Origin of the sequence: Streptomyces sp. NPDC008139, assembly GCF_042957025.1 — a bacterium.
Taxonomy (GTDB): Bacteria; Actinomycetota; Actinomycetes; order Streptomycetales; family Streptomycetaceae; genus Actinacidiphila.
In genome coordinates this window covers 58514-81959 of record NZ_JBIBHM010000021.1, presented here as the reverse complement: position 1 = coordinate 81959, position 23446 = coordinate 58514, and the positions used below count along the sequence as shown (strand labels likewise).

Below are 23446 nucleotides of genomic sequence, written 5' to 3'. Positions count from 1 at the left end.
GGCCCCTGGGGGGCCGTCTCCCCCCCCCCCCCCCCCAACACCGGGCCCAAAACAACCCCCGCGGGGGGGTTTTGTGTTTTTTTGTTCCCGGGGGGGGGGTTGGGGGGGGGCCCCGCCCCCCCCCCCCCCCCCACCACAACACCTCCGTCTTCCACGATCCGGACCAGGAGTCGATGAATCATGTCCCTGCTCACCGCCGGAGCCCGGCGCTCGCTGCCGTCGTCCCGGCGTTCCCTCCGCAAGACGTTAGCGCTCACATTATCGGCCGTGCTGCTGTCCGCAGCCGCCCCCCTGGTGGCCCTGAGCATCGCGCAGCCGGCCGCCGCACTCGGCAACGGGCTGGCCCTGACGCCGCAGATGGGCTTCAACGACTGGAACGCGTACGGGTGCAACGTCTCGGAGTCACTGATCAAGTCCACGGCGCAGGCCATGCACAGCAACGGCATGCAGGCCGCGGGATACAGCTACGTCAACATCGACGACTGCTGGATGACCCACTCGCGGGACGCCGGCGGCCATCTGGTGCCGGATCCGGTGAAGTTCCCCGACGGGATCAAGGGAACCGCGGACTACGTGCACTCGCTGGGGCTGAAGCTGGGCATCTACGAAGACGCGGGCCTGCAGACCTGCGGCGGGTATCCGGGCAGCCTGGGACACGAGAGCACTGACGCGCAGTCTTTCGCGTCGTGGGGCGTGGACTACCTGAAGTACGACAACTGCTACTCGGGGCCGGGCTGCGCGCTGAACAGTTGCCCGAACGGGAACCCGCAGCCGGCCGAGACTCGCTACACCGCCATGAGGAACGCCCTGGCCGCGACCGGCAGGCCGATCCTGTACAGCCTGTGCAACTGGGGCCAGGACAACGTATGGACGTGGGGGTCCGGCGTCGGCAATAGCTGGCGCACCACCGGTGACATCAATGCCAGCTACTCCAGCATGCTGTCGATCTTCCACAGCAATGTGGGCCTCGCCTCCTACGCCGGGCCCGGGCACTGGAACGACCCGGACATGCTGGAGGTCGGCAACGGATCGCTGACCACCACCGAGAGCCGGACGGAATTCAGCCTCTGGTCCGAGATGGCCGCGCCGCTGATCGCCGGCACCAACATCGCCTCGGCCAGCGCGACCACCCTGTCCACGCTCACCAACACCCGGGTGATCGCCGTCGACCAGGACCCGCTGGGCAAGCAGGGCACCATGGTCTCCTCCGCCGGCGGCCTGGACGTCCTGGCGAAGCCGCTGGCCAATGGCGATGTGTCCGTGGCGCTGTTCAACGAGACCGGATCGACCGCGACCATCAGCACCACCGCGACCGCCATCGGCAAGACCGGCGCGTCGAGCTACACCTTGACCGACCTGTGGTCGGGAGCCACGTCGACCACGTCGGGCACGATCAGCGCCTCCGTCCCAGCGCACGGCACGGTGATGTTCCGGGTCGCCGGCGGTACGACCGGCGGTGGGGGAACCGGTACCACCGGCGAACTGCACGCTGTGGGTGCGGCCAAGTGCCTGGACGTACCGAATTCGACGACCGCTGCGGGCACCCAGGTGGAGATCTGGAGTTGCAACGGCGGCGCCAACCAGATCTGGACCCACTCCGCGTCCAACCAGCTCAGCGTCTACTCCGGCAGCGGTCAGATGTGCCTGGACGCCAACGACAACCAGACCACCGCCGGTACGAAGGTCGTGGTCTGGGGCTGCAACGGCCAGGTGAACCAGCAGTGGGTGCTCAACTCCAACGGCACCATCACCGGCGTGCAGTCGGGCCTGTGCCTGGACGTAGCCGGCGCCTCCACGGCCAACGGAGCCCTGGCCGACTTGTGGCCCTGCAACGGGCAGAGCAACCAGCAGTGGTCGCTCAACTGAACGCGCGAGAACCGCTCGCGTGATGCCGGGTGCGGTGACCGACCGCAGGTTCGAGTACGGCGGTTCCGCGCCCGGCAGCTCATCCCCCTTCCGCCTGCGAAAGGAATGCACAGTGTCAGCATTCAGCCGGTTGTTCCGGCACGCACGGGCCTCGACAGCCATGCTCATCGGCCTGATCCTCGCCGCCGGCGGCCTCGTGGGCACGATGGCCGATCCGGCCCAGGCCGCCACCTCTGTCGTGATCAACGGCGCTTCCAGCGGCCGGACCTTCGACGGGGTCGGCGCGATCAGCGGCGGGGGCGGCAACAGCAGACTCCTGATCGACTACCCGGAGCCCGAACGCGGCCAGGTCTTGGACTACCTGTTCCGGCCCGGCTACGGCGCCTCCCTGCAGATCCTCAAGGCCGAGATCGGCGGCGACACCAACTCCACCTCAGGCGCCGAGCCGAGCCATCAGCACACCCGGACCGACCTGAACTGCAACCGGGGCTACGAGTGGTGGCTCATGGAGCAGGCCAAGGCGCGCAACCCCGCGCTCAAGCTGTACGGACTCGCCTGGGGCGCGCCGGGCTGGATCGGCAACGGGAACTTCTGGTCCACCGACATGGTCAACTACCTGCTGTCGTGGCTGGGCTGCGCCAAGCAGCACGGGCTGACCATCGACTACCTCGGCGGCTGGAACGAGAGAGGCTACAACGTCTCCTGGTACGAGCAACTGCGCAGCGCGCTCAACTCCAACGGCTACAGCAACGTCAAGATCGTCGCGGCGGACTCCGACTGGTCGGTGGCGAACGACGTGAACTCCAATCCGGCGTTCGCCTCCGCGGTGAGCATCCTCGGCACGCACTATCCCTGCGGTTACCGCTCGGCACAGACCAACTGCTCGGTACCCACGGCGGCCACCTCGTCCGGTAAGCAACTGTGGGCGAGCGAGAACGGCTCCGACGACTACAACGGCGGTGCGCAGGCCATGGCCCGCGGCATCAACCGGGGCTATATCGACGGCCGGATGACGGCGTACCTCAACTGGCCCGTGGTCGCCGCGATCACGCCGAACCTGCCGTACCCGACGATGGGCCTCGCCCTGGCCTCCCAGCCGTGGTCCGGCCATTACAGCATCGGCAAGAACGCCTGGGTGATGGCGCAGACCACCCAGTTCACCGCACCGGGCTGGCACTACCTCGACGACTCGAGCGGCTACATCGGCGGCAACCGGAACAACGGCAGCTATGTCTCACTGAAGTCGCCGAACGGCTCCGACTACTCCACGGTCGTCGAGACGATGGACGCCGGCAGCGCTCAGACGCTGAACTTCAACGTCGCCGGAGGACTGTCCAACGGAACCGTGCACGTGTGGTCGACCAAGGTCAGCTCCAGCAACCAGGCCGACTACTTCGTCCACGCCGCCGACATCACACCGTCCGGCGGCAGTTTCAGCCTGACCGCACAGCCCGGCTACGTCTACACCCTGACCACCACGACCGGCCAGGGCAAGGGCACCGCCGCCGGCCCCGCCTCGGCCGGTCTGGGCCTGCCGTACAGCGACTCCTTCGACGGCTACAGCGTCGGTACCGAGGCGAAGTACCTCATGGACTGGCAGGGCGCCTTCGAGACGGTCGCCTGCGGAGGCGGTCGCACCGGGAGGTGCGAGCGACAGATGAGCCCACAGAAGCCGATCACCTGGGACGCGCTGTCCGATCCGCACGCCCTGCTCGGCGACGTGAGCTGGAGCAACTACACCGTCACGTCCGACGTGCTGCTCGAACAGTCCGGATACGCGGACCTGATCGGCCGCGCCAACGGACAGGACTACACCACCACCGGCAGCCTCAACGCCTACCGCCTGCGGGTGAGCGACACCGGAGCCTGGTCGATCCTGAACTCGAACACCAACGGCACCGTCTCCACCCTCGCCCACGGCACGGTGGCCTCCCTGGGCCTCAACCGTTGGCACACCTTGGCACTCACCTTCTCCGGAACCACCATCTCCGCCGTCATCGACGGTGTCACGGTCGGTTCCGTCAGCGACTACTCGTGGGCCGGCGGCCAGGTCGGCTACGGGACCGGCCAGACGGAAACGGCACAGTTCGACAACCTTTCCATCACTCCCGGTAGCGGGGGATCCGGCGGCGGCACCACATCGACGCTCGTCGGGACCGCCTCCGGCCGGTGCGTGGACGTGCCGAACCAGTCGCAGACGGCCGGCACCCAGGTGGGGCTCTGGGACTGCAACGGCGGCACCAACCAGCAGTGGACGAGCACCTCGGCCGGGGAACTGCGGGTCTACGGCGGCGACTGCCTGGATGCCTCGGGCCAGGGCACGAGCGCCGGTACCAAGGTGGTCATCTGGGGCTGCAACGGCAGTGCCAACCAGAAGTGGACGCTCAACGCCGACGGCACCATCACCGGCACGCAGTCCGGCCTGTGCCTGGACGCCACCGGTGGTGGAACGGCCAACGGCACCCTGCTGGAGCTGTGGAACTGCACCGGCGGCGGCAATCAGAAGTGGACACGCGGTTGACGTGAGGGGCGGGCAGCCGCCCGCCCCGTTCCACGTCGACCGTTCCGACGGAAAGGCACCCGCATGCCCCCCACACCCTTCCCCGTCAGCAGGCGCCGACTGATCGCGGCCGCAGGAGCCGTGACCACCGCGGGGCTGCTGCGCTTCGCCCCCGGCGCCGGCGCCACCGACGGTCCCGGCAGCTACACCGCGAGCTGGACCTCCGTGGACCAGCACCCTCCGGCTCCCGCCTGGTTCCAGGACGCGAAGTTCGGCATCTACTACCACTGGGGGGTCTTCAGCGTCCCCGCGTTCGGCAACGAGTGGTATCCCCGCAACATGTACGTGGGCGGCTCGGCCGAGAACCAGCACCACATCGCCACCTACGGCGACCCGTCGGCGTGGCCGTACCACAACTTCATTGACGGAGCCCGGGACAAGAGCGGCAACTATGTGCAGTTCGCCCCCAAGCCGGTCGCCCAAGGCGGCAAGTGGGACCCGACCGCCTGGGCACAGCTTTTCAAGGCGGCGGGCGCGAAGTTCGCCGGCCCGGTCGCCGAGCACCACGACGGCTTCTCGATGTGGAACAGCCAGGCCAACCCGTGGAATTCGGTCCAGCACGGACCCAAGCTGGACCTCGTGGGTCTGCACGCCCAGGCAATTCGCGCGCAGGGCCTGAAATTCATGGCCTCACTGCACCACGCCTACCACTTCAACGGCTTCTACGACCATGTGCCGTACCAGTCGGATCCGTCGCTGCGCATCCTGTACGGCCAGCAGGGCACGGCCGCGGAGAACCAGCTCTGGTACAACAAGCTGGTCGAGGTCATCAACGGGTACCAACCCGATCTGATCTGGCAGGACTTCGACCTCGGCCTGGTGCAGGAGTCCAACCGGTTGCAGTTCCTCGCGTACTACTACAACCAGGCCGTCTCGTGGAACAAGGACGTCGTGGCGACCTACAAGGACGGCCTCGACAACAAGGGCGAGGTCTACGACTTCGAACGCGGGGGCCCCTCGGGGCTGCTGACCCCCTACTGGCTGACCGACGACAGCATTTCCTCGTCGAGCTGGTGCTACACGGTGGGCATCGGCTACTACACGACGCAGGCACTGCTGCACGCGCTGATCGACCGCGTCAGCAAGGGCGGCAGCATGCTGCTGAACATCGCCCCGATGGCCGATGGGACGATCCCCTCCGGCCAGCAGGCGATCCTGCTCGCCATGGGCGACTGGCTCGGCCGCTTCGGCGAGGCGATCTACTCCACCCGCTCGTGGAGCAGTTACGGCGAGGGGCCGACGCAGATGGGCGGAGGCACTTTCAGCGGCCCGCTGGCCGGTACGGCCAAGGACATCCGGTTCACCCGCAGCCAGGACAATAGGGTGCTCTACGCCACCGCCCTCGGCTGGCAGGGCGGCACGATGACCATCGCGACGCTGAACTCCCAGCAGATCAACCTCAGCAGTCTGACCGGCGTGCAACTTCTGAACAACGCCGCCGGGACCTATGTCAACCTTCCCGCGCCGACCCAGGACGGCTCCGGTCTCCACATATCCATGCCGGCCGCCAACCCGCCGTTCAGCGCGCTGGCGTACACGGTCAAGCTGACCTTCTCGGGCCAGATCCCCGCCCTGGGCTCTCCGGGCGTCCCCACCACCTGGGTGAAGATCGCCAATGTGACCAGCGGGCTGGTGCTCGACAGCGTCGGCAGCGTCGCCTCCGGCTCGAACCTCAAGCAGTGGAACTACGACGGCAGCGCCAACCTGCAGTGGCAGCTTGTTGACCTGGGCAGCGGCTACTACCGCATCGTGAACCGCACCAACGGCATGGTCGCCGACAGTTGGGGCAACACCGCCAACGGCGCCCCCGCACGGCAGTCGGCGTGGAACGGCGGCAACAACCAGCAGTGGTCGCTGCGGAGCCTGGGCAGCGGACGCTATCAGATCGTCAACCGCGGCACCGGCACCGCGCTCGACGGCAGCGGCAGCACCGCTGCCGGCTCCACCGCGGTGATGTGGACGCCGAACTCCAGCGCCAACAACGAGTGGACCATCGGGGGAATCTGACCACTGCGACGGCACAGGTTGTGCCCCGGGAATCCTCCCGGGGCACAACACTGTGGTCGGTCATCTCACCGTGAAGGGCGCACGACCGCGTTCAGCTCTGCAGGTGCCACTGCTGGTTGGCTCCGCCTGTGCAGCTCCACAGTTGGATCTTGGTGCCGTTGGCGGTGGCGGCTCCGCCGGCGTCGAGGCAGAGCCCCGACTGCACGCCGGTGATGGTGCCGTTGGAGTTGACGTTCCATTGCTGGTTCGGCTGTCCGTTGCAGTCCCAGATCACCGCCGCTGTGCCGTTGGCGGTGCCCTGCCCGGAGGCGTCGAGGCACTTGTTGCCGTAGACGGTGAGCTGCTTGCCGGAGGTGTAGGTCCAGCGCTGGTTGCTGCCGCCGTTGCAGTCCCAGAGCTGGGCCTGAGTGCCATTGGTGGTGGAGGAGCTGCCGATGTCGAAGCAGCGGCCGGACTGCTGCCCCACGATCTCCTGGCCGCCGCTGGTCGGCGGAGTGGTGGGCGGCGTGGTGGGCGGCGTGCTGGAGTCGAACTGTGTGAAGAAGCTCCACACCGCTCCCGATGTCCAGGTGTGCCAGCCGTCCCCGGTGGACCCGTCGATCGGACCGGGATCGTGGCCCGCTCCGTCGAACGCGGCCCAGACGACCGGATGTCCGGCCCCGCACCCGGAGTAGGTGGTAATGATGTGGGTGAGGCTGCCGTACGCGGGCTCCGGCGGATTCTGCGCGGTGCACCCGTTGTTCCTCACGAACTGGTCACGCAGCGCCCGTCCCCCGGCGATGGGCAGCACGTTGTCCCTGAGGCCGTGCAGGCCCATGTACGCGATGGGCTGGGTACCGCCGCTGCACCCGCTGAGGTTGGCGCCGGAGTACACCGCGACGGCGCGGAAGACCGTCGCCCGGGCACAGGCGAGTGCGTACGTCATGGATCCGCCGTAGCTGAAGCCGGCGGAGAAGAGCTGAGCGGTGTCGACGCACAGGCCCGACTCGATCTGCCGGATCATGTCGTCGACGAAGGTCACGTCCTGGCCGCCGGAATTGGCCCAACCGTTGTTGATGCCCTGGGGCGCGACGAAGATCGTGCCGTTGTTCGCGCTGTCCGCGAGCCGCCGCAAGCCGTAGTACGACCAGTTGTATCCGTCGGTTCCGCCGGAGTCGACATCGTTCGCGGTGCCGCCCACCCAGTGGAATCCGAAGACCAACCGGTAGGGGCGGTTGCTGTCGTAGTTGGTCGGCACCCGCAGGATGTAACTGCGGTTCTGCCCGCTGCTCTGGATCGTGTGCGTGCCGCTCGCCAGGGTCGGGGCCTTGCCGCAGCCGGCGGTCGCCGCGGCGGCGCCGGCCCGGACTGGGGAGGCGGTTGTTTTCAAAGAGCTGCTCAGTGCCGTGCCCGCGGCGGCCATGACCAGGGCGACCGCGACGATGATCGGCATCAAAAGGGATTTGTATCTCATCCTTTTCTCTTCCTTGTGTGGGGGGAAAGCGCCGTGACGTGACCGGCTGCGCTCTGCCTCTCAGGCGACGGGCAGAGTGGTCCACCGCTGATTGGCACCGCCGTTGCAGTCCCACAGGACCAACTGGGTGCCGTCGGCGGTCGACGAGTTGGGGTCGTCCAGGCAGCGCCCGGAGACCGGGTTGCGATAGCCGCCGTTGTACGCCTGCCACTGTTGGTTGGTGCCGCCGTTGCAGTCCCAGATCTCGATCTTGGTGCCGTTGGCGGTGCCGCGCCCCGTGGCGTCGAGGCACTTGCCGAGGGCCCTTAGCGTGCCGTCGGACTTGGCCGACCACTGCTGGTTGGTGCCGCCGTTGCAGGACCAGATATCCGCGGCGGTCCCATTGGCGCTGCTGCCGGAGCTGACGTCGAGGCACTTGCCCGTGATCCCGGACTGCACCTGGCCGCTCGCTGTGACCGGCGGAGTGATCCAGCCCGCCGCGTCCGCGGCCTGGACGCCGCTGTTGAAGGCAGCGGCCATCTTGCTGAAGCCGTTGTCGTTGGGGTGCAGCGTGTCGGACAGGTCCGCGGCGGTCAGGGCGCTCATGTCGACGAGGCGGACGTGCTTGCCCGCGGCCTGCTTGGCCTGGACGATGCCCGGCAGTTCGGCGTTGAAGGCCGGCCGGTAGGACTCCTCCGTGCCGCTCGTGGAGATGATCAAGGTGCCGACCAGCACGGTGGCGTCAGGGGCGTCATTGGTGATCCGGTCGATGAGCGCGCTGAGCCGGTCGGTGGCGGTGGGGACCTGGTAGTTGCCGTTCAGGTCATTGGTGCCGATCTCCAGAGTGACCACGTTGGGCCGGTAACTGGCCATGACCGAATCCGTGATGCCGGCGATCTGGTCGATCCGCCAGCCCGAGTGCCCTTCGTTGTCCGGGTCGGACATGGAGCCGTTGCGGCCCGACCCGACGAAGTCCGAAGCGTGCCCTTCGGCCGCCAGTTGGTTCCACAGATAGCCGCGGTAGCTGTTCCCGGATGGGCTTCCGACGCCCCATGTGATCGAGTCTCCCAGCGGCATGAGCCGCAGAGCGGCAGGCGTCGCCGCGGCGGCGCGCGCGGCAGAGGGCAGGGTCGCGGTGGAGGCCGCCGCGGGCAGGGCGGTGGCCAGGCCGAGTGCGGCCGTGAGCGTCGCCAGCAATGGCGCGGTGTACTTCTTCATATGTGATCCTCACTGGTGGGGGCAGTGATGTGGGGTGAGCGGGCTGCCGGGTCCCCGGGTTCGCCTGCGGCGCACGAACAGCACCTGGGTCGCAGGACAAGGGATGTCCTGCGACCGGTGCTCAGCCTGATGTGGTGGAACCGGTCAGGTCAGTTGAGGGTCCATTGCTGGTTGGTCTGGTTGTTGCAGGTCCAGAGTTCGGCGAGGGCGCCGTTGGTGGTGGAGGCTCCGGTGACGTCGAGGCAGAGGCCGGACTGGGTGCTGGTGATGGTGCCGTTGGTGTTGAGGGTCCACTGTTGGTTGGTGCCGTTGTTGCAGGTCCAGGTGACGACTTTGGTGCCGGGGGTGGTCTGGTTGTTGTAGGCGTCCAGGCACAGTTGGCTGCTGCCGGAGTAGACGGTGAGCTGGCCGGTGGGTGTGTGGGCCCAGGTCTGGTTGCTCTGGCCGTTGCAGTCCCAGATCTGGGCCTGGGTGCCGGGGGTGGTCGAGGAGTTCGGCACGTCCAGGCACTTGCCCGCACCCACCGCACGCACCGCACCACTCGAACCGGACGAACCGCCGCCCGACCCGTAGCCGGCTGCCGTGATGCTGGCCTGGACCGCGTTCTCCGTGGCATCGGACGGATAACCCGAGGTCATGGCGCCCTCGAAGAACTCACCCTGGCCGGAAGGGCTGTTGTCACCGCCTGTGCCCAGCAGGAGCGAACTGTCGGTCTTCATGGGCGAGTAGCCGTTGGGCAAGGGGCCCGAATACGGTGTGGTCAGTCCCCCGCCGGCTGCGTTCCCGTATCTGAGGGTGAAGTTGCTGGTGCCGTTGTTCTTCTCCCACGCGCTGACGAACGGGTAGTGGACGCCCTGGTTGTTGGGGTCCTTGTTGGAGCCGCTCCCTGTGTGGTACATGCCATTCTCAAGGTCGGCCTCGACCCAGGGACCGGTGCCGGTGCAGTTCCCGAACCAGCAGGCGGTGCCCCAGTAGATGGCGTTCATGGTCGCGTTGCCGGTGTCGGTGTGGGTGTTCTCGCCGCTGCCGTAGTCGAAGCAGCACCATTGGTTGGTGTAGTTCGACGAGGTCACCATGTAGATGCCCTCGGGCTGCGAGCCGGTCGGGGCGCCGTTGGCGTGGTCGATCCGGTAGCCCGTGCCAGGCGTCACCTTGACGCCGAAGACCTGGTGGCCGCTCGCCGTGACGGGCAGCGCCATGGCGTTGGCGCCGATGTCCGCGCCGTTGGCGCCCGGGCCCTTCCAGTAGCCGCCCCAGGAGATCGGCAGGTCGTTGTGCTTGCTGCTCTGGTCGTAGATCTTGGTGATCGTGCATGTCGTGTTCGCGCAGAACGAGACCTGTGAGGCGCCGTCGGCGAACCCGCCGGCCGAGAGCAGTCCGATGTCGCGGTAGCTGTGGTCCGAGGCACGCTGAATCTGGTAGAGCGGCCCGTTGTACGAGGCGAACAGCGCCCGCGTGGTGGAGTGGGCGGCGATACAGGGAGTGCCGCCGGACGCATAGAGGTCGCACGGCAGGGACGCCGTGGCGGCGGGAGCGGCCGCGACGGCTCGGTGGACGACGGGCGACGCCGAAGCCGATCCGCCGGCTGCGGCCTGGCCTCCGAATACGGCCACGGCCACGGCCAGTATGAGCATAAGGACCATGATCGGTCTGGCATGGCGCACCCGTGCGGCAAATCGGTGCATATCAGACTCCTTTGCGAAGTCGCCGTTGAAGAAGGGACCCAGAAAGCAGGGACCGACCGAACACGGAGCTCGCGTACGGGGGTCACGACGTCGGCGGTGGAAACCGCGGCGAACGGTTCAGCTCAGCAGCACAGAAACCCACACCGCATCAATGAGTACGACTCATATGAGCGGTTCCCGTGCTTCCAGTAACGAAGGCCCGAATGTCGGGCATGCCTGCCCCGTCGACAGTCGCCATCCAGGGCACACCCTGGCGCTGCCACCCTGCGACAGCGGCACTGAGCTGGAATTTCTCTGCCATCAGGCCGGGGCGGCGCGGGCCCTTGCGAGCTGCATGTAGCACTCCAACAAACGGGGAGCGCGACCGCCAGAATCTATGTTAGCGCTCACACTCCAGTGGGGGGATGGAGAGTGCATGACACATCACCGGGATATCCATCGGCGACCGTCCACATGAGACTGACACAACTATCAGTAGAACCTCAAGAGGCGTGCAAGGACGGGCTGATGGAGGTTCGGGGGTACCGGCGTGCGATCAACTGGCAGCCTCGGCCTTGCCGCGCCTCACGACTGTCGCGCTACCCACCCGCGAGCTCGGTAGGAATCGATTCGCATATCCAGGTACTCAGTTCACGCCGGGCCGCGCCCGGTTGTACGAGCTGCTCGGTTACATCTCGTTGACCCCGTCATCGTCCGGTCGTAATATCCGGTCGAACCGATTCCTACTAATCGGTTCGACTTGCTCGACTCAGGATCGCCAGAGACGGGGAAGCGAGCACGCGGCTCCCGAATCCGCCCCCCGGCCGTCCGCGCAACAGGCATGGCCTGTCAGGTACTTCTGCTGCTTCCGCCGCTGTCACCGAGGTCCGGTCGCCCGCCGAACCGTTCATGAGGAGGAAATTGATGAGAAAGAGAGCCAGACCAGGTCTGTTGGCGATGGCCGCGGCCGCCGCGGCGGGACTCGCCGCCTTGCTGGTGATGCCCGCCGAGGGACATGCCGCCGCGGCGAAGTCGCTGAGCGTGGACCTCAGTTCCTCGCGCGGGCCGTCGACCGGCGTGGGCGAGGGTTTTCTCTACGGCATCACGCAGGACGGCAGTCAGCCGGCGGACCAGTACATGCAGCCGCTGGGCATCAACGCGTTCCGCGGCGGTGGCTGGTTCTCCGGCGGCTGGATCAAGGACGGGTACCGGTACGGTTCGGCCACCCAGGCCGACATCGACTCGATCACCGCACAGGCTCGGCGGCTGACCCAGCCGCCCTACCACGCGCAGTACCAGGTGCTGGTCAGTGACCTGTGGGGCAACAACGGCGGGCAGCCCTCGAACGAGGTGTACCCGTGCGACAACGGCAACTGCACCAACTGGGTGAGCTTCATCGACTCGACTGTGGGCGCGTTACAGGCGACGGGCCTGCCCTTCGCCTACGACATCTACAACGAGCCGGACATCTCGGTGTTCTGGACCCGGGGAATGAACAGCCCTCAGTACTTCCAGATGTGGGACACCGCGTACCGGGAGATCCGCCGCATCGCCCCCAACGCCAAGATCGTCGGCCCGTCGCTCGCCTTCACCCCACAGAGCAACCCCGGTGAATGGAACACGTGGCTCGCCCATGTCAAGGCAGCGGGAACCGTCCCTGACATGATCACCAACCACGATGAGGGTGACGTCGACGACCCGGTCACCGTGTCGCAGTCGCTCAACAACGCGCTCTCGGCGAACGGCATCTCCGCACGGCCGCTGTCGGCGAACGAGTACCAGCCCGCCGACCGGCAGACCGCAGGAGTGACGGCCTGGTATCTGGCACGGTTCGCCCAGTCCGGGTACACCAACGCGATGCGCGGCAACTGGGCCTGCTGCATGACCCCGAACCTGACCGGGGTGCTCACCCAGTCGAACGGGGTGTGGCAGCCCAACGGCAACTGGTGGACCATGCGCACCTACGCGGACATGACCGGGACCCTGGTCAACACCTCCGGCCAGGTCGGCTCAACCGCGATATCCGCCTCGAAGGACAGCGCCGTCAAGCGGGCGGTGGCCGTGATCGGTGACAGCAACGGTTACACCGGCGACGCCTCGGTCACCTTCAACGGCCTGGCATCAGTGCCCTGGCTGGCGAACAACGGCAGCGTCAACGTCACCGTCGAGCGCATCCCCGACCAGTACCCGCTCAGCGCGCCGCAGGTGGTCTACAACCAGAACGTGAGCACGTCGGCCGGTTTCCTGACCGTGCCCGTCACGTTCCAGGCCACGCACGACGCCTTCGCGGTCTACGTGACCCCGGCCGGCTCGACGAGCGGGGGTGTCAGTGGTGCGGTGCGTGCGGTGGGTGCGGGCAAGTGCCTGGACGTGCCGAACTCCTCGACCACCCCCGGCACCCAGGCCCAGATCTGGGACTGCAACGGCCAGAGCAACCAGACCTGGACCCACACACCCACCGGCCAGCTCACCGTCTACTCCGGCAGCAGCCAACTGTGCCTGGACGCCTACAACAACCAGACCGCCCCCGGCACCAAAGTCGTCACCTGGACCTGCAACAACGGCACCAACCAACAGTGGACCCTCAACACCAACGGCACCATCACCAGCACCCAGTCCGGCCTCTGCCTCGACGTCACCGGAGCCTCCACCACCAACGGCGCCCTGGCCGAACTCTGGACCTGCACCGGCGGCACCAACCAACAATGGACCCTCGGATAAGCAGGCCCTCTGCAGCAGCTCCTCCAGCTCGGAGGACGGGCCGCCGTGTCGCGGCGGCCCGTCCCCATGACCGTCCGGCGGGCGGCGGGAAGCGCGCCCGGATCCGGCGCCCCAGGCGACGATGAAACCGGTGAAGTCGGCTCCGCCTTGGGCACTCGCGCTGTGGGCGGTGGCGATCATGCCGACGTCCGCGGTCGATGCGGCGACCTGCCGACCGCCGGACAGCACCGGCTTCTGGCCGGGCAGGACCCGCCACACCACGGTGTGTCCATTGCGTCCGGAGTCGGCGCTGGTCAGCTTCCAGGGCTCGGTCAAGCGGTAGGTGCCGCCTGCGGGCGCCACGATCACGTCCGCTGCGCCCGACAGCGTACGGGCGAGCTTCTGTGCCTGCTGGATGGTGGTGACATGACGGCCCCGCGGCCGCGGACTCGTGCCCTCCTCCGGGAGAGACGACGATCCTGGCCACCGGACGGGTCGAGGCGGGTGCGGGAGCGTCGGTGAACAGGGAGTCGCTACCATCGCGGCGGCCGCGCGCGCCCGCGCCGGCCGGCCGGGCGGCGCCGCTGTGCAGCGGTCGGCTGGGAGTCAACGGCCGAGCCAGCCCCCGTCGACGGGGATCAGGGCGCCGTGCACGTAGTCGGAGGCGGTCGATGCGAGGAATACGGCGGCGCCCCCGATGTCCCCGGGCCGCGCCCATCGTCCGGCCGGAATCCGGTCGAGGATGGCCGCGTACCGGGCAGGGTCGTCCCGCAACGCCCGGGTGTTGTCGGTCTCGACGTATCCGGGGACGATGCCGTTGACGTTCACCCCGCGCTCGGCCCATTCGTTGGCCAGTGCGCGGGTCAGACCGGCGACCGCGGATTTGGCGGCGGTGTACCCGGGAACGTTGATACCCCCCTGGAAGCTGAGCAGAGAGGCGGTGAAGACGATCTTGCCCTGCCCCCGCTCCACCATGCGCCGCCCGACCTCGCGAGTGAGCGTGAACTGGCTGGTGAGATTGACGGTCAGTACGTGGTCCCAGTCGGCGTCGGAGTGCTCGGCGGCCGGCGCCCGGGCGATGGTTCCGGCGTTGTTGACCAGGATGTCGACGGGCCGGCCGAGGTTTCCGAGGTCGGCGGCGAGGCCGGCGACGGCGGCGCGGTCGGCGAAGTCCGCCTGCAGGGCGGTGCAGTCGCGCCCCAGCGCGGTCACACGTTTCTCCACCTCGCTGCCGGAGGTCTCCAGGTGCGCGCTGACGGCGACGATGTCGGCGCCGGCGGCCGCCAGTGCCTCGGCGACGGCGAGTCCGATGCCCCGGCGGGCGCCGGTGACGACGGCGAGCTTGCCGGTCAGGTCGAACGGTGTACGCGTCGTGGTCATCGTGTGTCTGCCTCCGCGCCGGACCGGCAGTCGATCAGAACCTTCATGACGCCGCCGCCTTCGAGGGCCTGGAAGGCGGAGGCGGCCCGGTCGAGGGGCTCGATCCGGGAGATGAGCGTGGCGGCCGGGATGTGGCCTTCGGCGATCAGGCCCACGGCGGCCTCGAAGTCGTCGCGTCCGTAGAGCCGGGCACCGAGCAGGGTGAGTTCGCGCCAGAAGAAGCGGTGCAGGCTGATCTCGCGCGGCTCCGGATGGATCGCCACTTGTACCAGTCGCCCTCGCGTCGCCAAGGCGTCGACCGCGGTGGTCACCCCGGCCGCCGCGCCCGATACCTCGAAGGCCACGTCCGCTCCCGCGCCGCCGGTCCAGTCCGTGACCGCCTGGACGACGTCGGCCGCTGTGGGGTCCAGGGTCGCCAGACCCAGCGATTCGGCTGTCGCCCGCCGGTAGGGGTCGGGTTCCACCAGCAGCAGTTCGGCGCCGCCGCGACGGGCGACGAGCGCGATGAGCAGACCGATGGGACCGCCTCCGACGATCAGGGTCTTCTCGCCCTCCCTCAGTTCGGCGCGTCGTACGTCGTGCACCGCCACCGCGGTGGGCTCGGCCAGAGCGGCGTGGTCCAGTGGCAGGTCGTCGGGGAGACGGACGAGGGTGTGCGCCGGGACGGTCCAGCGGGACTGCAGGGACCCGGTGGCGTCGATGCCGAGGAACACCAGTCGGTGGCAGATGTGGCGATGGCCGGAACGGCAGGCGGGGCATTCCCCGCACGGGACCAGGGGCATGACGGTCACGTGATCGCCGGCCTCCCACCCGGTGACGTCCGGGGCGGTGGCGGCGACACGGCCGGACATCTCGTGCCCGATGACCTGGGGCGGGTCGACCCGGGCGTCCATGGCCCCGTGGTAGATGTGCAGGTCCGTGCCGCAGATCCCGGTGTACGCCACCTCGATCGTCACGTGTCCGGACGGCGGGGGCGCGGCCGGGGTGTCATTCCGGAGTTCGAGTGTGCGGGGCGCGGTGTAGGCGACTCGTGCTGTGGTCACGTGGTGAACTCCTCGTCCAGGTGCCAGATCTCTTCCAGATCGGACCAGTTCCCGCCGGTCCCGGCATCGGGCCACGGTTGCTGACAGGGGTCGGTGAGCCGCCACCAGCGCTGTGTGTCCGGGTCGGCGGCGATGGCGGCGATGTCGGTCTCGAAGTCGTCGCCGTCGTACTCGAAGTAGCTGAACAGGACATCACCGCGGAGGAAGATCGTGTAGTTCCGGATGTGTGCCGCGCGCAGCGCGGCCTCCACGCCCGGCCATACCGCACGGTGCAGTTCCAGGTATTCGTCGCGACGTTCGGGCCGCAACCGGATGGTCTGGGCAAGACGTTTCATGCTGATTCCTTTGCTTCCGGGGGCCGGACGGCCTCGTCGGACACGGCTGCCGGCCCGTGACTCCGGTGCAGCCGGTAGGTGCTTACCGCGTTGGTACGCAGCACCGCGTCGCGGTCCGATGCCGGCAGGTCGGCGATCGCGGTGCGGACCAGCTCCAGCCAGGCCCCGTAGGTGGTGGCCAGTGTCATCACCGGCCAGTCCCCGCCGTAGAGACAGCGGCCGGGGCCGAAGACCTCCAATGCCTCACGGAGTACCGCGATCAAGGCCGTCGCAGCGGTACCCGGAGTGGACTCGGTCGCCAGCCCGGACAGTTTGCAGACGACGTTGTCCTGCCTGGCCAGGCGGCGCAGAGCCGGCCGCCACGAGGGGTCGGGGTCCGGTACGGACGGCTTGCCGACGTGGTCCAGGACGATGAGGGTCTGCGGACAGACGACGGCCAGGTCGGCGAGTTCGCCCAGTTGCCCTTCCCGCACACACGCGTCGAACGGCAGACCCGCCTCGCCCAGCAGCCTCACCCCCGCGCGGAAGTCGAGGCCGGTGGTGAAGCCGGGCAACTCGTCCTGGATGTTGTGGCGTACGCCGACGACGAACGGGTCGGAAGCGTAGCGGCGGATGGCCTCCGGCGCCTCGGCGGAGTCGTCCAGACTCACGTGTGCGACAGCGCCTCGGATCCACGGCCGGGTACGGGCCAGACCGCGCGCCCACTCCACCTCCTGGCCCGCTTGGTCCGGGGTCCGCCCTGCTTCGACGAACACCGCCTCCACCGTCTCCGGCAGGTCGTTGAGGAGGTCGGAAGGGGAGCGCTGCCGATCGAGGGCGGGGATGCCGGACAACCACGGGTAGGTCAGATGGCGCGGATTCCAGAAGTGCACATGGCTGTCGATCAGCGGTGTCTCGGCCGACGTGTCGCCGGACGTCCGGTGCATGGTCATGGCCGCGCCTCCAGATGCTGGTTCTCGGGGCGCCCGTTGAACCACCCCTGGTCACGCACAGGTGCCAGACACTCCTCGACCGCGTGCAACAGGTCGCTGTCCAGGGGCTGAGCGACCCATTCGACGGTGCGGCGCACCTTCTGAGCGCTGGAGGTGCCGATCACGGTGGAAGCGAAGTCGCCTGTGGCGAAGGCGAACTGGACGGCGAGTCGCGCGAGGTCGGTTCCACGTGCACGGCAGAGTGCCGCCGCCGCGGCGCACCGTTCCAGGACAGGCGCCGGTGCGGGGTGCCAGGAGGCCGGTTCCCGCTCGGTGAGCGCCCCCATCGCCAGAGGCGATGCGTTGATCACCGCTGCGCCGACCCGGGCGAATTCCGGAGTCCACCGCGCCAGGCGACGGTCCTGCAGGGTGTACTGGCAGTAGGACATCACCGTGTCCACGGGGATCCGGGTGGCGACGTGGTGCAGGGCGCCGAGCGGGTAGCCGGTGATACCCACTGCCCGCACCAGACCCGCGTCCTGCAGTTCGCGCAGTGCCGGGAGCGTTTCGTGGACGATCTGCGCCAGATTCCCGAACTCGACGTCATGGCACTGGATCAGATCGAGGTGGTCGGTGCCCAGTCGCTTGAGACTCTCGTGCACGCTGCGCTTGACGCGGTCGGCGCTGAAGTCGAAGTCGTCGTCGCCGTATCGGCCCGCTTTGGTGGCCAGGACATAGCCGGTTCGGTCGACACCGCGCAGGGCCTTGCCCAGGACCGTTTCGGCGAGCGTCGCCCCGTAGTAGGGCGACACGTCGAAGAAGGAGATGCCCAGGTCCAGAGCGGTGTGCACGGCGTCGATGCCGTCGGGCTCGGCGAAGGCTCCGTACACCGAACCCAGCGGCGACGCCCCGAATCCCAGCGCGGAGACCTCCAGACCGGTGGCGCCCAGCGTGCGGCGTCTCACGACGCGCTCCGCTCGGTCGGCTCGTCGAACGGCGTGCGGTAGGAGGGCGGTTGGGTACGCAGGTCGAGGTGCAGGGTGAGGCGGACGGTACTGGAACGGGGAAGATCCACCCGCAGCCATGGACCACCGACTGCCCTGGTGACGGCAGTCACCGTCGGGGTGGTGTGTCCGTAATCGTACAGATCACCGATCCAGGAGGGGTCCTCGCAGACGCTGTGCTCCAGCGAGCGGATGGTGTGCTCGCTGAACGCGCCGGCCTGGACGATCACCGATCGCGCCGTTTCGGGATCCAGGTTGACCAGGTCGATGACCGTGGCCTCCGGGTCGATGGACGAGACCAGCGCCGCGACCCCGGGGGGCAGCCCGGGACGCCGGGCGGCGGCGTCGTGGTAGCGCACCCGGGCCTGCTGCAGCCCGCCGTTGTAGACCACCTGGGGCCCGCCCCAGGTGAGCTGGACGAGTGCCTCGGTGACCACCGGGTTGGACTGCTGCCACAGATGGATGTCCGCTTCGGGCACCTCCATGTCGCGGTACTTCTCCATCCGGGACAGCCGGTGCCGCACCTGGGCCTGGGCGGCGGCGAGGATCTTCTCCGGATAGTCCGGGTCGTCCCCCGCCAGAAAGGCCAGCCAGGGTTCCTCGTGACCGGCCTCCTCCTTGCTGCGGAAGGAGCGGACGGTGCGCCAGTCGTATCCGGCGGCAGCGCGCAGATGCTCGATGCGCCGCCGGTCCGCGTCGGACCACGTGTGGTGCCACAGCGCGGTCGGGACCGCCATCAGCATGGGGTTGTAGTCGAACCAGCCCTCGTCCTTGTACCTGAACGGCACATGGAGGGTAGGGGTCCGCACGTCCTCCGCCAACTGAGGGATCCACTTGCTGCGGATACTGGAGTCGGCCTCGGCGACGGCCATCACCTTGCCGTGCGAGATGATCTCGTCCAGCGCCGGGCGGACCAGGTCCAGGTACGAGTCGTCGCCGGTGACAGCGGCGCCCGCCAAGGCCGCGACGACCGCCGCGTGTCCGACGCTGTACCAGCCGTGCGGCCAGGACCACCCGTAGTGGCCGCCGTACCAGCGTCCTTCGAGCAGTCCACCGACGGTGCCGTCGGGAGCGATGTTGTCCGGCAGGACTCCGCCGTTGGCAGCCGCGCGCTCGCGCCAGACGCCGACGTATTCGGTGATCCAGTGCGCGTAGCGTGATTCGCCGGAGAGTATCCAGGCGTTGAGGACGAGTCCGGTGGCCGCAAGGTTGACCGCGGTGTCGCCGGAACCCATTCGACGGCGCATCTCCGCACCGAGCCGGGGGTCGGCGTCGAGTGGCGGCTGTTCCGCACCGGCCTTGAGGAGCCAGTCGAGCGGGAAGCCGTACGTCAGGGCCTCTTTCGGCAGCCAGGGGTAGGCGTCGCCGTCGAACAAGCCCTCGCGTGCGGGATCGCTGCCGTTGTGCGGCTGACGGATGATGTGGTGGTCGGGGTCGTAGTTGCCATGGACAGGGTCGACGTACAGATCGGCGAAGCGGCGCGCGCGTTCGGCCCACCGCTCGGGTGCGGCCATGCACAGGAAGTACAGCAGCAGCAGGCTCTCGCCCTGGTGGAACCAGTCGTAGCCGCGTTCGTACTCGTCCTTGAGCATGCCCAGTTCGGTGAGCTGGCGGGTGACGCCCTCCCAGTGCTGCTCGGACTGGACCAGCAGGTCGTCGGCGCCGCCCAGCAGGTACAACTGGGGCCAGTTGAAGAAAACCTCGTAGAAGTCGTCGACGCCGTCGCGCGAGGTCAGGGTGTCGGTGTAGCGCAGCCGTCCGTCGGGACCGGTGAAGTCGCGGGCGAACCGGCGCCAGGCCCGGTCGAGCAGATCGAAAAGCTCGCGCTGCGCGATCGCCCAGCCGGGCGGTTCGAGCAACGGCACCGAGGCCGTGATGACGGGATGCATCGGGAGGAGCTCCATTCGCATTCGGACACGGCCGCGTCAGGGCACGCAGGCGCCCCGCACCAGCCCGACGGGGCCGATGCGCTGCGCGTGGTGCGGAGAGCGACTGAGCGGTCAGTTCTTGGTCGCGCCGGCGAGCATGCCGGCGACCAGGAACCGCTGGGAGAACAGGAAGACGACGAGTACGGGCACGATCGCCAGCAGCGTGGCCAGCGCCAGTTCGGGACGCTCGACCTGCAAGGTGCTGGCCGTGGGGTTGAACTGCGGGACGGAGTCCAGCAGCGTCCCCAGACCGACCTGGATCGGGAACTGGTCGCTCTGCGGCAGCATGACGTACGGCAGGTAATAGTTGGTCCAGTTGGCGACGAAGCTGAAGAAGCCGACCAGGGCGACGACGGGGGCCGCGAGCGGCAGTGCCACTCGGCGGAAGACGCCGAATTCCGAGCAGCCGTCGAGCCGCGCCGCGTCCAGCAACTCCCGTGGCAGGGCGGTGCTGAAGTAGATGTACGTCAGATACACCCCGAAGGGGTAGAACGCGTACGGGATGATGATCGACCACATCGAGCCGATCAGATGGACCGCGTTCACCTCGAGAAAGAGCGGCACGACCAGCGTGGCGTTCGGCATCAGCATCACCACGAGGGTGGCGACCAGCAGGGTGCGCCGGCCCCGGAACTCTGTCATCGCCAGCGCGTAGCCGGCCGGCACCGCCACACACAGGGTGATCACCAGTGCGAGCGAGGAGTAGACGGCCGAGTTCCGCAGCCACAAGAAGATCGCGTCGCCCTGATAGGCGGTCAGGGCGTTCCAGTTGGCGCGCAGCGCGTGGAATGAGCCGAACGACAAGGGATTGTTGTGCACCAGTTGGTCGTCGGTCTTGGTGGCCGCCAGCAGCAGCCAGAGCACGGGCAGTACGAAGAAGACCACGAACAGCAGGAGTACCAGCGCCGGCAGCGGGTTGGCCCGGTACCGGGCGGGATGACGGGACCCGCGCCTGGCAGGGCCCCTGATCTCCGAGCGGCTCCCGGACGGGAGGACGGCCGCGGGCCGCGCCATGTCAGTCTGCATCGAAGAACCCCGATCTGGCCACGAAAACCCCTGCCACGACCAGCCCCACCACGAGCAGTTCCACCGAGACGGCAGCAGCGGTGTTGACGTCGTTGTTCTGGAACGCGAAGTCGTACGCGAGCTGGTTGAGTGAGTAGTCCCGGCCGGCCACGCCCACGCTCGCCTGGGACAGCAACTGTGGTTCGACGAACAGTTGCGTGCCGCCAGCGAAGGCGAGGATGACCATGTAGACGATCCACTTGCGCAGCAGCGGTATCTGGATCCGCCAGGCCGTCTGCCAGGCCCCCGCCCCGTCGATCCGCGCGGCTTCCAGCACGTCCTGCGAGATGTTGTTCAGAGCTCCGTACATCACCACGATCCAGCCGCCAGCTCCGGTCCAGAAAGCGATGAGCGTGAACAGGATCGGCAGGTGCCCGGGGGCGACGACCTCGCCGAACGTGTGATAGCCGAACGCCCGCAGCAGGAACGCCACGGGGCTGACCGTGGGGTCGAGCACGAACAGCCACACCATCACGCTGGCCGCCCCGGCCAGCGCCCCCGGCACGTAGTACAGGAACCGCAGGGCCCTGCCCACGCCCTTCAGCGCCATCCGGTGCAGCAGCAGCGCGAGTCCGACCACGAAGACGACCAGCGACGCCAGCCACCACAGCAGGTACAGGCCCACGTGCTCGACGGCCGGGGTGAAACGGAAGTCGCTGACGGCCGTCGAGAAGTTGGACAGGCCGCTGAAGCTACCGCCGCCGTCGGTGAAGGCGAAGTAGACCGCGTAGCCGGTCGGCACAATCCCGAAGGCGATCAGCAGGATCGTGTAGGCGGCGACGAAGCCGTATCCGGCCCGGCCGGACCAGAGCGTGCGCGGGCTCCGCGCTGGGGTCCGGCCGGCCTCGGCGGGTTGCGCCGTCATTGGGTGGTGACCTTGTAGCCGGCCGCGCGGGCGTAGTTGGCGATCGCGCTCTGCCAGGCCGGGAGCAGGGAGACGATCCCCGCGGTCAGTTTGGGTGTCACGGTGGCGGCCCAGACGGCCTCCTGGCTGAACTGGCCGTAGCCCCAGCCGGGCCACACCTCGTCCGCCGCGGCTTGCAGGGGCGCGGTGATGTCCCCTGCGAAGTAGTTCGAGGATGCCTGCTTGGCCAGCCACGCCTTCGCCGCGGCGGCGTACGCCGGATAGCCGGGGGCGCGGTTGGCCTGGTAGTCGTCCGAGGTGGTCACCCAGGTGAGGAAGGCGGCGGCGGCCTTGAGGTTGGCGCTGTGTGCCGACATGAGCCAGGTGCCACCGCCCACGTTGCCCGAGGTGTTGGCGGTGTCGGCGGACCACTTGGGCATCGGCGCGACCGCGATCTGGTGCGCCGGTGTCTTGAACGTGCCCTGGAACAGCGCGCCGCCGAACCAGGAGGGGCCGGGCATCATGAGGATCTTTCCGGCCTGGTTCTTGTCGAAGTCCGTGCTGAAGACACTGCTCATGGACATCGTCTTGTTCTTGATGAGAGTGTCGAGCAGCAAGGCCATCCGCGTGCATTGCGCGCTGGTGGTGTTGACCGTCACCGCCTTGGGCCCGGTGATCTGGTTGGCTCCGCACTTGCTCGTCCACATGTACAGCTCGGGTGCCCAGGTGTCGCCGGCCGATCCGACCAGGTAGCCGGGGTGTTCGGCGGCCACCTTCTGTCCAAGGGCCTGATATTGCTCCCAGGTCTGCGGTATCTCGTACCCCCACTGCTTTATCAGCGGGGCGTTGTACCACAGCACGGTCTGCGCGAGGTCGTTGCGCAGGCAGTACAGCGTGCCGTTGACGGTGCAGGGGACGTTGGCGCCTTTGGCCCAGCCCGACAGCGTCGGCTCCGGGATGAGCCCCTTGTTCAGGGGAGCGGTGAATCCGGCGTCGACCGCCCAGGTGGTTTCGTTGTTCTGGCTGCTGAACACCACATCCGGCCACCCTTTGCGGGTGCGGTTGAACAAACTGACCTTTGTCCGCAGGTAGTTGGAGCCGTTCGCGTCCCCGTCGTAGCTGACGATGTTCATCTTCACGTCGGGGTTCTGCTTCTGGTACAGCTTGGCGGCGTCCATGCGTGAGGCGTCCACCCATACGGTCAGAGCGCCGCCTGTCTGCTTGACCGGGTGGAATCCCTCCTTTGAGCCGCCGCCTCCGCCGCTGCTGCCGCATGCGGCGACCGTGACCAGCACCAGAGCGCCGGCCGCGGCCAGCAGGCCGGTGCGTCTGCGGGTTCCGCGAGTTCTGCCTGATGTGTACGCGCCGACCGCGCGGACCTTGGCTGTCATGAACGACCTCGCTACGTTGTCGTGCCCGTCGGAGCGGCGGGCAACAGATATGGCCTGGCGAATGCCGGCAGCACGGCCGACAAAGGACGGGCGACGGT

Annotated in this window: 17 protein-coding genes; 5 read left to right on the top strand and 12 right to left on the bottom strand. The window is 68.1% G+C overall.

Annotated elements, in window-relative coordinates:
• Nucleotides 1–180 precede the first annotated feature (180 nt).
• The 3 genes from ACFZBB_RS32710 to ACFZBB_RS32700 all read left to right on the top strand — a co-directional run bounded on the left by ACFZBB_RS32710 (nt 181) and on the right by ACFZBB_RS32700 (nt 6433).
• Nucleotides 181–1866 (top strand): ricin-type beta-trefoil lectin domain protein, encoded by a 1686-nt coding sequence (locus ACFZBB_RS32710; RefSeq protein ID WP_391130225.1) that lies wholly within the window; start codon nt 181–183, stop codon nt 1864–1866.
• A 112-nt stretch (nt 1867–1978) separates the two neighbouring features.
• Complete coding sequence (locus tag ACFZBB_RS32705; RefSeq protein WP_391130222.1) at nt 1979–4387, top strand: ricin-type beta-trefoil lectin domain protein; 2409 nt, start codon at nt 1979–1981, stop codon at nt 4385–4387.
• 63 nt (nt 4388–4450) lie between these two features.
• Nucleotides 4451–6433, top strand: coding sequence for an alpha-L-fucosidase (locus ACFZBB_RS32700; protein WP_391130219.1), 1983 nt, complete (start codon nt 4451–4453; stop codon nt 6431–6433).
• 91 nt (nt 6434–6524) lie between these two features.
• Here ACFZBB_RS32700 and ACFZBB_RS32695 read toward each other — a convergent pair whose 3' ends face one another.
• The 3 genes from ACFZBB_RS32695 to ACFZBB_RS32685 all read right to left on the bottom strand — a co-directional run bounded on the left by ACFZBB_RS32695 (nt 6525) and on the right by ACFZBB_RS32685 (nt 10717).
• Nucleotides 6525–7886 carry a ricin-type beta-trefoil lectin domain protein gene (locus ACFZBB_RS32695; protein WP_391130215.1) on the bottom strand — a complete coding sequence of 454 codons (1362 nt, stop codon included), beginning with the start codon at nt 7884–7886 and terminating at the stop codon, nt 6525–6527.
• Nucleotides 7887–7946: 60 nt separating this feature from the next.
• Nucleotides 7947–9083 (bottom strand): ricin-type beta-trefoil lectin domain protein, encoded by a 1137-nt coding sequence (locus ACFZBB_RS32690; RefSeq protein ID WP_391130212.1) that lies wholly within the window; start codon nt 9081–9083, stop codon nt 7947–7949.
• 149 nt (nt 9084–9232) lie between these two features.
• Nucleotides 9233–10717 (bottom strand): arabinofuranosidase catalytic domain-containing protein, encoded by a 1485-nt coding sequence (locus ACFZBB_RS32685; protein ID WP_391130209.1) that lies wholly within the window; start codon nt 10715–10717, stop codon nt 9233–9235.
• 1029 nt (nt 10718–11746) lie between these two features.
• On the opposite strand from ACFZBB_RS32685, the gene ACFZBB_RS32680 reads away from it, so the two are divergent.
• The gene (locus ACFZBB_RS32680) at nt 11747–13468 is read left to right on the top strand and encodes a ricin-type beta-trefoil lectin domain protein (protein WP_391130237.1); all 1722 of its coding nucleotides are present in this window, start codon (nt 11747–11749) and stop codon (nt 13466–13468) included.
• A 130-nt stretch (nt 13469–13598) separates the two neighbouring features.
• Nucleotides 13599–13790, top strand: a complete 192-nt coding sequence (locus ACFZBB_RS32675) for a hypothetical protein (protein WP_391130206.1) — start codon at nt 13599–13601, stop codon at nt 13788–13790.
• Nucleotides 13791–14053: 263 nt separating this feature from the next.
• Here ACFZBB_RS32675 and ACFZBB_RS32670 read toward each other — a convergent pair whose 3' ends face one another.
• From ACFZBB_RS32670 to ACFZBB_RS32630, 9 genes are all read right to left on the bottom strand, one after another.
• Nucleotides 14054–14827, bottom strand: a complete 774-nt coding sequence (locus tag ACFZBB_RS32670; RefSeq protein WP_391130203.1) for an SDR family oxidoreductase — start codon at nt 14825–14827, stop codon at nt 14054–14056.
• Nucleotides 14824–15870, bottom strand: coding sequence for an alcohol dehydrogenase catalytic domain-containing protein (locus ACFZBB_RS32665; RefSeq protein ID WP_391130200.1), 1047 nt, complete (start codon nt 15868–15870; stop codon nt 14824–14826). Before ACFZBB_RS32665 ends, ACFZBB_RS32670 begins: the two co-directional genes overlap by 4 nt.
• On the bottom strand, nt 15867–16205 hold the full coding sequence (locus ACFZBB_RS32660) for an L-rhamnose mutarotase (protein WP_391130197.1): 339 nt from the start codon (nt 16203–16205) through the stop codon (nt 15867–15869). Before ACFZBB_RS32660 ends, ACFZBB_RS32665 begins: the two co-directional genes overlap by 4 nt.
• On the bottom strand, nt 16202–17137 hold the full coding sequence (locus ACFZBB_RS32655; protein ID WP_391130194.1) for an amidohydrolase family protein: 936 nt from the start codon (nt 17135–17137) through the stop codon (nt 16202–16204). The genes ACFZBB_RS32660 and ACFZBB_RS32655 overlap by 4 nt, the downstream gene beginning before the upstream one ends.
• On the bottom strand, nt 17134–18081 hold the full coding sequence (locus ACFZBB_RS32650; RefSeq protein WP_391130191.1) for an aldo/keto reductase: 948 nt from the start codon (nt 18079–18081) through the stop codon (nt 17134–17136). The genes ACFZBB_RS32655 and ACFZBB_RS32650 overlap by 4 nt, the downstream gene beginning before the upstream one ends.
• Nucleotides 18078–20009: a hypothetical protein gene (locus ACFZBB_RS32645; protein WP_391130188.1), complete on the bottom strand. Its 1932-nt coding sequence runs from the start codon at nt 20007–20009 to the stop codon at nt 18078–18080. The genes ACFZBB_RS32650 and ACFZBB_RS32645 overlap by 4 nt, the downstream gene beginning before the upstream one ends.
• A gap of 111 nt (nt 20010–20120) precedes the next feature.
• Entirely contained in the window at nt 20121–21074 is a 954-nt protein-coding gene (locus ACFZBB_RS32640) for an ABC transporter permease subunit (RefSeq protein WP_391130185.1), read from the bottom strand.
• Complete coding sequence (locus ACFZBB_RS32635) at nt 21064–21978, bottom strand: ABC transporter permease subunit (RefSeq protein ID WP_391130182.1); 915 nt, start codon at nt 21976–21978, stop codon at nt 21064–21066. The genes ACFZBB_RS32640 and ACFZBB_RS32635 overlap by 11 nt, the downstream gene beginning before the upstream one ends.
• Nucleotides 21975–23348: an extracellular solute-binding protein gene (locus ACFZBB_RS32630; protein ID WP_391130179.1), complete on the bottom strand. Its 1374-nt coding sequence runs from the start codon at nt 23346–23348 to the stop codon at nt 21975–21977. Before ACFZBB_RS32630 ends, ACFZBB_RS32635 begins: the two co-directional genes overlap by 4 nt.
• Nucleotides 23349–23446: the final 98 nt, after the last annotated feature.

Bases quoted from the DNA above. Each gene is read 5' to 3' on its own strand.
- ACFZBB_RS32685 (WP_391130209.1), bottom strand. From the start codon at position 10,717: ATGCTCATACTGGCCGTGGCCGTGGCCGTATTCGGAGGCCAGGCCGCA.
- ACFZBB_RS32700 (WP_391130219.1), top strand. From the start codon at position 4,451: ATGCCCCCCACACCCTTCCCCGTCAGCAGGCGCCGACTGATCGCGGCC.
- ACFZBB_RS32690 (WP_391130212.1), bottom strand. From the start codon at position 9,083: ATGAAGAAGTACACCGCGCCATTGCTGGCGACGCTCACGGCCGCACTC.
- ACFZBB_RS32710 (WP_391130225.1), top strand. From the start codon at position 181: ATGTCCCTGCTCACCGCCGGAGCCCGGCGCTCGCTGCCGTCGTCCCGG.
- ACFZBB_RS32655 (WP_391130194.1), bottom strand. From the start codon at position 17,137: ATGACCATGCACCGGACGTCCGGCGACACGTCGGCCGAGACACCGCTG.
- ACFZBB_RS32635 (WP_391130182.1), bottom strand. From the start codon at position 21,978: ATGACGGCGCAACCCGCCGAGGCCGGCCGGACCCCAGCGCGGAGCCCG.
- ACFZBB_RS32645 (WP_391130188.1), bottom strand. From the start codon at position 20,009: ATGCATCCCGTCATCACGGCCTCGGTGCCGTTGCTCGAACCGCCCGGC.
- ACFZBB_RS32680 (WP_391130237.1), top strand. From the start codon at position 11,747: ATGCCCGCCGAGGGACATGCCGCCGCGGCGAAGTCGCTGAGCGTGGAC.
- ACFZBB_RS32670 (WP_391130203.1), bottom strand. From the start codon at position 14,827: ATGACCACGACGCGTACACCGTTCGACCTGACCGGCAAGCTCGCCGTC.
- ACFZBB_RS32630 (WP_391130179.1), bottom strand. From the start codon at position 23,348: ATGACAGCCAAGGTCCGCGCGGTCGGCGCGTACACATCAGGCAGAACT.
- ACFZBB_RS32695 (WP_391130215.1), bottom strand. From the start codon at position 7,886: ATGAGATACAAATCCCTTTTGATGCCGATCATCGTCGCGGTCGCCCTG.
- ACFZBB_RS32640 (WP_391130185.1), bottom strand. From the start codon at position 21,074: ATGCAGACTGACATGGCGCGGCCCGCGGCCGTCCTCCCGTCCGGGAGC.
- ACFZBB_RS32660 (WP_391130197.1), bottom strand. From the start codon at position 16,205: ATGAAACGTCTTGCCCAGACCATCCGGTTGCGGCCCGAACGTCGCGAC.